This window comes from uncultured Campylobacter sp. (assembly GCF_938045405.1).
Lineage (GTDB): Bacteria > Campylobacterota > Campylobacteria > Campylobacterales > Campylobacteraceae > Campylobacter_B.
In genome coordinates, this window is record NZ_CALIMW010000300.1 from 1 (window position 1) to 5,162 (window position 5,162).

The window sequence follows — 5,162 nt, forward strand, 5'->3', positions numbered from 1 at the left end:
CAAATACCGCTCCGCCGGCGTGCGGGCAGCGGTAGTAACATAACGGCTCCTGCGATAGCCCGCACGCGATCGCGCTTGGAGCATGCCCGTTTATCTCCGCACTTAGTGCAAGCTTAGGCGTGCCAAGCTCCGCTAGCCCGTGCTGCAAGCCAAAATCGCGCACATCTCGCGCAAAGGCAAGTGGCCACTCATCGAGGCGTTTTATGTTCTCGTACCCCCACAGCCACGTGCGGTTGTCGCTCGCTTCGCTGCCGATATACCAGATGGCGCGCGGCGCATCGTCGCCGAAACTGATCTTGCCGCGCTTTAGATCCACAGAGCGGCGCCTGCCCTTTACGATCAGCTTCTAGCCCATCTCTTGCATCCCTGCGCCGCAACCCAAACACGCCGAAAACAGATCGGTAAAACTGCTCCTATCCACGCCCAAGCGATCTAAAAATTTCATTTTTCTCCTTTTTGCCGCGCCGATAAATTTAGCGCTTTTGCGGGATTTATCGGCGCGCCCTCTTATACGCCGCTTTGTTATAAAAGCTCGCGCTATGGAAATTTCATGCGGCGCGAAGTAAAATTTAATCAAATTTTATAAAACCGCAGCGGATAAAATTTCATAGCGGGCGCCGCCTGGATAAAATTTTGCAGAAGGCGACGGGCACGGCGAGTGCAACTGTAGGAGATGACGGGCGCGACCGCAATGATTGACGGACGGTAAAAATTTAAACCGCTCGCGGAATGTTAAATTTGAAAGATGAAATTTTAGCCTAACGGCATGCGGCAGAATTTTACGACCGAGCAGCGAGCGTTAGAGCTTAAAGCGGCACAAAATGGGCGCGCAACAGCGAATGTATCAGCTCAGGCGGCAAGCGATAGTTAAAGCCGTGCGGTCATAAAATTTAAATCGCCTCTTAAGATCGTAAAATTTAAAGACGAAATTTCATACCGAACGGCGAGCCGCTAAATTTAAACCGCCCTAGCGATCGTCAAAATTTAAAAGCAAATTTTACGGCCGCGCGGCAAAAGATGAAATTTAAATCACCCGCTCAAGCATAAAATTTAATCGATCTTCAGCACGCTTAAAAATGCCTCGCTCGGCAGATTTACCTTGCCGATCGCTTTCATGCGCTTTTTGCCCTCTTTTTGCTTTTCGAGCAGCTTGCGCTTGCGCGTGATGTCGCCGCCGTAGCATTTGGCGGTCACGTTTTTGCCCATGGCGCGGACGTTTTCGCGCGCGATGATCTTGTTGCCGATGCTCGCTTGGATCGCGACCTCAAAAAGCTGCCGCGGCACGATCTCCTTCATCGCTTTGACGAGGTCGCGCCCCTTGGATTCGGCCTTTGAGGCGGGCACGATGATCGAGAGCGCATCGACCGCTTCGCCGGCGACGCGGATGTCGAGCTTTACGAGATCGCCGCGCCTATAATCGATCGGCTCGTAATCAAAGCTCGCATAGCCCTTGGTGCAGGACTTGAGCTTGTCGTAAAAGTCCATTATGATCTCGTTTGTCGGCACGTCGTATTCGAGCAGGACGCGCTCAGGCGTGATGTAATCCATCTTGGTTTGGATGCCGCGGCGCAAATTTAAAAGGCTGATGAGATTGCCCAAAAACTCGCTCGGGGTGATGATGGTCGCCCTGACGTAGGGCTCCTCGATGCGCTCGATGAAATTTGGCGCGGGAAGCTCGCTGGGGCTGTGTATCCGCACGCACGAGCCGTCCGTGAGATACACGGCGTATGTGACGGTCGGCGCCGTGGCGATGAGATCGAGATCAAACTCGCGCTCGAGCCGCTCCTTTACGACCTCCATATGCAGTAGCCCCAAAAACCCGACGCGAAAGCCAAATCCTAGCGCCAGCGACGTCTCGGGCTCGTAACTAAGCGAGCTGTCGTTTAGGCTGAGCTTGTCCAAAGCGTCGCGCAGATCTTCAAATTTATCGGTCTGCACGGGATAGATGCCCGCAAACACGAAGGGCTTTGCCTTCTCAAATCCGCCCACCGGCGCGGCGGCGCGATTTTTAAAAAGCGTGATCGTATCACCTACCTGCACGTCGGCGACATTTTTTAGCCCCATTACTACGATGCCCACTTCGCCGCTGCTAAGCTCGCGGGTTTTGGCGGGCGCGAGCGGGTTGGGATACATCAGATCGAGCACCTCGTGGCGGTTCTCACTACCCATGATATAGACTTCGTCGCCCTTTTTCAGCACGCCGTCATAGAGTCTCGCAAGCGCGAGCGCGCCCAGGTAGTTATCAAACCAGCTGTCGTAGATGAGCGCCTTAAGCGGCGCGGCGTCGTCCGTTTTGGGCGCGGGAATGCGAGTGATTATCGCCTCTAAAAGCTCCTTGATGCCCGCGCCCGTCTTGGCGCTGACCTCGATCGCGCTGCTGCAATCAAGCCCGATGACGTGCTCGATCTCATCTTTTACGCGCTGCGGATCGGCGGCGGGTAGGTCGATTTTGTTGAGCACGGGAATAATCTCAAGGTTGTGCTTTAGTGCGATATAGACGTTTGCGATGGTTTGCGCCTGCACGCCCTGACTGGCATCCACGACGAGGATTGCCCCCTCGCAGCTAGCCAGCGAGCGCGAGACCTCATAGCTAAAATCTACGTGGCCCGGAGTGTCGATCAAATTTAAAACGTATTTCTCGCCGCCAAGCTCGTACTCGAGCCGCACGGACTGAGCTTTGATCGTGATGCCGCGCTCCTTTTCGATATCCATCGTATCCATGATCTGGCTGCTCATCTGGCGCGCCTCGACGGCGTTGCACTCGCTAATCAGGCGGTCTGCGAGCGTGGATTTGCCGTGGTCGATATGCGCGATGATGCTGAAATTTCTGATATTTTTTGTTTTCAAGTGGCTTTCCTGATGAAATTTTAAGCCGCATTGTGCCGAAATTTCATTTAAAAATGGGTAAATGGGCGAATAGAATTTATGAGGCGAAATTTATACGGTAGCTTTAGGCGGATTGGAATTTTACGAAATAAAATTTTGAAGGATAGGGGGGGGATACGGGCGGCTTTTAGCAATAGAATTTTAAGTTTTATCGGCGGTGCGTTTTACCGCGATATAATTTTAGGATGAGGGTTGGAATGCGGAATTTTATGAAACGGGATTCTGCAGCTATGTTTGGGGGCAGAAAAATTCTAAGTGGTGAAATTTTCCGGCAAATTTTACGCGATCGCGCCATGCAAAGCTTGCCATGCTAACAATCGAGAATTTCGTACGGTAAAATTTAACTGCAAAATTTTGCTTTGGAATTCTACTGCTTGAAATTAGCGCGTAAATTATATGTCATTACGACGCGCAAATCTTAGTAAGTAAAATTTACCGCCAAGTTTCGCAGCAAAATTTCGCAATTTAAAATTCTAAAAAATCTTATCTCGTAAAATTTACAGACAAAAATTTGCAAAGCGAAATTTTAAAATATCCGTCGCTAAGAAAACTAAAATTTCGCCCATAAAAAAAGGCTAGCCGGGAGGCTAGCCTTTGTGCTACGAGCTTACACAGATACTACCAATCGGTCTTTTGATTGTAAATATCGCGAATATCGCCCGTACCTAGTTTATTCGTCGAAGTGTCGCTAGTACTATTATCCGATGTACTACCGCCAGCGAATGATCCTACATCGTCTTCCGTACCGGACTTGACTTGACCTTCTCCACCCCAGACTGTAGGTCTAACAGCTCTTACATTTACAGTAAGAGGATTGAAATACTGTGGCACACCAGGAAACCTGCTAGAGTAAGCTCCAGTAGTAGGAGGTACGGTAAACATAGTTCTCTGATTTTCAGCAGGCGTATGGATAAGCCATGGGTTAGTTTCAATACGTATCCTAGCCTGACCTGGTACGGTAGCCTGGATAGCTATATCTTCCTTGCCGCCGCTTACTACATTACCTCTGCGAACAGTTACGCCAGTAGGCGTAAAGCTAGTATAAGCGCTTACGAATTCTGCTCCTATATTATTTAAAGTAGCTCTAGTATTTACTACGAACTTCGTAAAATCGGTTAGGCTATGATCTTGAGCCGCTAGCACTGTAAATATATTCGAGCCAGGGGCTTCATAAGCAAGTTCTGCGCTAGGAGCAGGCATATTCGCGCACCTATCGGTTCTACCGCAATAAATCTGCGCATAAATAGGCACGGTTACCCCGGTTCTGGTAGTGGCTTGATACACTCTAGATCCCAGGCTCTTGTCATATGACGTACCATAGACGAATAGCGCATAAGTGCCTACGTTGTCACTATAATCTATAACGGTTTTACCTGTTGCATAGGTCTTACTATTGGAATTAGCAGCGGCTATATAATCAGCTTTATTTGCAACGCTCATTTTTGCTTTTTTAACTCCCGTCGTATCTTCAACTTTTCTAGTGATAAATGTATCAAAATCCTCCTTTGATATCTTTATATTGTCTTCATTATAATCCTCGGAGTTAGTATCCGAGATAGCATTATATGAGCTATCGAACTTAGACGGCCAAAACTTTCCATAGGTTTTAAGATCGCCCTTCTTCGCATCTCTGACATCAAAGTCACTAGCGTAGATGAGCACCGGAGTGCTAGGGGTTTTATGCATCCTAGCGAAATTAAAATACACAGTTGAACCAGGGGTCTGCCCCTCTCTAAATCCTTGTGCCAAAATTCTAAAATCGCTCGACTTAGAATCGTAATTAATTCCTGTGCCACCTCTCGGTCTATTGATAAGTCCGCCTATTAATGAAGCATCGGAATAATAATTAAGCGCCGTTCTAAGCGGTATAGGCAAGCCGTAACCCGTATCGGCAGCAGAAGCAGCTTCCTCCCAACCTCCGGTAACAGTTGAGCTTAGGGTTCTTGCGTTATATGTATAGCATCTGCTATCATATCCCGTAGAGCCTAGGCACTCGTTAGAATTTTTAGCGAAAAACTGTGTACCACCAGGGATATTGTAGACAACGGTAGGTCTATTAGGATATGGCACGTAATTTGTAGCTCCGCCGGTCCTGCTAGCGGTAGCCGTGGAGCAACGTCCATCGGCACTATTGCTAGCGCAATCAAATCCAAAATTTAGCGCAAAATCAAGATCGCTCGAAAATCCGCACACGGCTTGAGGAGTGCCGCCAACATCTTGCTTATATCCGTCATAAAGCGTAGCGATGACATCCTTATAAACTTTGTCAGATAGAT

3 protein-coding genes are annotated in these 5,162 nt (G+C 48.9%); all 3 read right to left on the reverse strand.

Annotated elements, in window-relative coordinates:
• On the reverse strand, positions 1-316 hold a 316-nt coding region (locus tag Q0140_RS12470; protein WP_366112885.1), incomplete at its 3' end, for a DUF6882 domain-containing protein.
• Positions 317-1,050: 734 nt separating this feature from the next.
• Positions 1,051-2,847 carry a translation elongation factor 4 gene (gene lepA, locus Q0140_RS12475; protein ID WP_297965034.1) on the reverse strand — a complete coding sequence of 599 codons (1,797 nt, stop codon included), beginning with the start codon at positions 2,845-2,847 and terminating at the stop codon, positions 1,051-1,053.
• A 657-nt stretch (positions 2,848-3,504) separates the two neighbouring features.
• Positions 3,505-5,162 (reverse strand): hypothetical protein (locus Q0140_RS12480; protein ID WP_297965035.1); only part of this gene is annotated, 1,658 nt, incomplete at its 5' end.